The sequence below is a fragment of the Longimicrobiaceae bacterium genome (assembly GCA_035936415.1).
Taxonomy (GTDB): domain Bacteria; phylum Gemmatimonadota; class Gemmatimonadetes; order Longimicrobiales; family Longimicrobiaceae; genus JAFAYN01.
Window position 1 is genome coordinate 1 of the sequence record DASYWD010000363.1, and the last position, 3,355, is coordinate 3,355.

Genomic DNA, 3,355 nt, shown 5'->3' on the forward strand with positions numbered 1-3,355 from the left:
GGGCGGTGTCGCTGGCGGCGGGCCTCGCGGCGATCCCGCTGGCGCCCACCCTCCCCCTGCTGGCCCTGGCGCTCGCCGCCTTCGCCTTCGGGCACGGGACGCTCACCCCCGCTCTTTCGGCCCTGGTGTCGCATGCGGCCACGCCGCGGGAGCAGGGCCGGCTGCTGGGCGTGTCGCAGTCGCTCTCCGCGGCGGGGCGGGTGCTGGGGCCGGTGCTGGGCGGGGTAGTCTTCGCCAGGATGGGGATCGGGGCGCCGTACCTGGCCGGGGCGGGGCTCTCGCTGCTCGCCGTGCTGGTGCTGCTGGGCAGCCGGCGGGGGGGATCGTGATCCGCCCCCCCGCCCTGGGCCCCGGCGCGCGCGTCGCGCTCGTCGCCCCCGCGGGCCCCCTCCCCGAGGGCGCCGTGGACCGCGCCGTGGAGCGCGTCCGCTCCTGGGGGTGGGAGCCGCTCCCGGGCGAGTTCTGCCGCGGGCGCCGCGGATTCCTGTCGGGTACGGACGACGAGCGCCTCGCGGACTTCCAGGCGGCGCTCCGCTCCCCGGACAACGACGCCGTCTGGTGCCTGCGCGGCGGCTACGGGACCATGCGGATCCTGGGCCGCATCGACTGGGCGCCGCTGGCGGAGCGCCCCCGCCCGCTGATCGGCTTCAGCGACAACACCGCCCTGCACCTGGCGCTCTTCCGCCGCGGGGTGGTCTCCTTTCACGGACCGCACCCGGCGACGCCGGAGCTCCCGGAGTTCTCGCGCGACGCGCTGCTGCGGACCGTGGCCCGCGCGGAGCCGGCGGGTGTGCTCCCCTTCCCCGCCGGGGGTCCGGCGCGCGCGGACACGCTGGCGGGAGGGGTGGCCGAGGGGCCGCTGGTGGGCGGCAACCTGGCGCTGCTGGCGGCGATGGCGGGGACCCCGTGGGCGCTCCGGGCGGAGGGGGCGCTGCTCTTCGTGGAGGACGTGGGCGAGGCGGCGTACCGGGTGGACCGGCTCGTGTCGCAGCTCCTCCTTTCCGGCGCGCTGGACGGGGTGGCGGGGGTGGTGGTGGGCGACTTCTCGGAAGCCCCGGACGAGGGGCGGGAGGGGATCCCCACCGCCGCGGAGGTGATCGCGGAGCGCGTGGCGCCGCTCGGCGTCCCCGTGGCCGCGGGCTTCCCCTTCGGGCACGTGGACCTGAGCTGGACCCTCCCCCTCGGCGTCCGCGCGCGCGTGGACGCCGACGCGGGGACGCTGGAGCTGCTGGAGCCCGCCGTGCGCGCGGCGGGGGACGACGGACGGGAGACGACGTGAACGGGGACGGACATCGCATCACCGTGGGGCTGGAGGAGGGGGCCGACGGCGCCTTCCTTGCGCACGCGCTCACTCTCCCCGGGTGCGCGGCCTTCGGGCCGACGGCCGAGGCCGCCGCGTGGGCGCTGCAGGGCGAGGTGTTGGAGTGGCTGCGCTTCCTGGCGGCGGCCGGGGAGCCGGTCCCCCCGCCGGAAGCGGAGCTGGAGCTCGCGGTCGACGAGTGGCTGCGCACCGGGGCGCGGGCGGGCGCGGGGGAGAGCACGGCGTGCTTCGAGCACGACCTCCGGCCGCTGGAGGACGCCGACATCGACCGGGAGCTGCGCCGGCTGGGAGACCTGAGGGCGGCGCTCCTGGCGCGCGTCCGCCGCCTCCCCGCCGACCAGGCGGACCGGCCGCTCCCCGGCGGGGGGACCATGCGGCGCGCCCTGGAGGAGCTGGCGCGTGCGCAGTGGTGGACGCTGACCCGCCTGGGCGCCTCGCCCCTGGGCGAGCCGCCGGACCGCACCCTGGGGCGGCTGGACGGCGCCATGGCGCTCACCGTGGACCACTTCTCCCACCTCCCCCCGGAGCGCCGCGGGCTGCTCCTGGAGATCGAGGGGGAGGAGTGGACGCCCCGGAAGGTGCTCCGGCGCATGCTGTGGACCGAGTGGTCGCTGGGCCGCGTGGTGGCCCACGCCCTGAGCGACGTGTCACCCCAATGAGCCGGCGCGCCGCCGGAGGCCGATGAAGATCTACACCAAGACCGGGGACCGCGGGGAGACGGGGCTGTTCGGCGGACAGCGGGTCCGCAAGGACCACGAGCGGGTGGAGGCCTACGGCGACGTGGACGAGCTGAACTCCCTGCTCGGCATCGTCGCCGGCCGCCTGGCCGCCGAGGGGCAGGACGAGATGGTCCGGGGGGTGCAGCGGATCCAGGCGGACCTGTTCGTCATCGGCGCCAACCTCGCCACCCCGCGGCCGGAGGACGGCGGGCGCGAGAACGCCCACATCCCCCCGCTCCCCGAAGGGCGCGTGGCGGAGATGGAGCGCTGGATCGACGCCGCGGAAGAGGAGCTGGAGCCGCTCCGCAGCTTCGTCCTCCCAGGCGGTGGGGAGGCCGCGTCGCAGCTCCACCTGGCGCGCACCGTCTGCCGGCGCGCGGAGCGGCGCTGCGTCTCGCTTGCGCACGCGGCGCACGTCGAGGAGGAGGTGATCGTCTACCTCAACCGGCTCTCCGATCTCCTCTTCACCCTGGCGCGCCTGGCGAACCACCGCGCGGGGGTACCCGACGTCCCCTGGGTGCCGAACCCCCGCTGATGCGGCGTGTACTCATGGGTCCGGAGCCCGGACGCCGGGCTGCGGCCCGTTCACCGTACGAGAGAAGGAGTCGATAGATGCCATATCCCGAGATGCTGCTGGCCCCCATGCGGCAGGAGCTGACGCGCCTGGGCGTGAAGGAGCTGAAGACCGCGGACGAGGTCCGCGAGACGCTGGAGGATTCCCAGGGGACCACCATGGTGGTGGTGAACTCCATCTGCGGGTGCGCCGCCCGCAACGCGCGCCCCGCCGTTGCCATGGCGCTGCAGCACGAGAAGCTCCCGGAGCGGGTGACCACCGTCTTCGCGGGACAGGACCTGGACGCCACCGCCGAGGCGCGCAGGCACTTCCTGGGCTACGCGCCGTCCTCCCCCTCCATCGCGCTGCTCAAGGACGGCGACGTGGCCTTCATGCTGGAGCGCCACGACATCGAGGGCCGCTCCGCCGAGGAGATCGCGCAGGACCTGGTGAACGCGTTCGACCGGTACTGCTAGGGAACAGGGGACAGCCTGCAACGGCGAACCCCTCGCGAGGGCCCCCACCCGGCTCGCTTTAGGCTCGCAACATTTGCCCCCTATATCCCCCAATTCTAGGGGAGGGGAGAACGGCAAAGCGTCAGCCGTTGATCCCCTCTCCCAAACTTGGGAGAGGGTGGCTGGAGTGCCCCCCGCGGGTGAGACCAGTTAGAATGGGAGTCCACACGGCCGGGAGGCCGAGGAGGACTTCGAAATGCATCGCAAGAGACACACGGTCGAGCAGATCATCGGAATGCTGCGCGAA

5 protein-coding genes are annotated in these 3,355 nt (G+C 74.7%); all 5 read left to right on the forward strand.

The window, feature by feature from the left end:
- Positions 1 to 329, forward strand: a 329-nt coding sequence (locus VGR37_14655) for an MFS transporter (protein HEV2148642.1), incomplete at its 5' end; no start/stop codon positions are given.
- Complete coding sequence (locus VGR37_14660) at positions 326 to 1,279, forward strand: LD-carboxypeptidase (GenBank protein HEV2148643.1); 954 nt, start codon at positions 326 to 328, stop codon at positions 1,277 to 1,279. The genes VGR37_14655 and VGR37_14660, both read left to right, overlap by 4 nt.
- Positions 1,276 to 1,980 (forward strand): hypothetical protein, encoded by a 705-nt coding sequence (locus VGR37_14665; protein HEV2148644.1) that lies wholly within the window; start codon positions 1,276 to 1,278, stop codon positions 1,978 to 1,980. The genes VGR37_14660 and VGR37_14665 overlap by 4 nt, the downstream gene beginning before the upstream one ends.
- A gap of 22 nt (positions 1,981 to 2,002) precedes the next feature.
- Positions 2,003 to 2,575, forward strand: a complete 573-nt coding sequence (locus tag VGR37_14670; protein HEV2148645.1) for a cob(I)yrinic acid a,c-diamide adenosyltransferase — start codon at positions 2,003 to 2,005, stop codon at positions 2,573 to 2,575.
- A 77-nt stretch (positions 2,576 to 2,652) separates the two neighbouring features.
- A complete protein-coding gene (locus VGR37_14675; protein ID HEV2148646.1) occupies positions 2,653 to 3,069 on the forward strand; it encodes a BrxA/BrxB family bacilliredoxin in 417 nt (138 codons plus the stop codon).
- Positions 3,070 to 3,355: the final 286 nt, after the last annotated feature.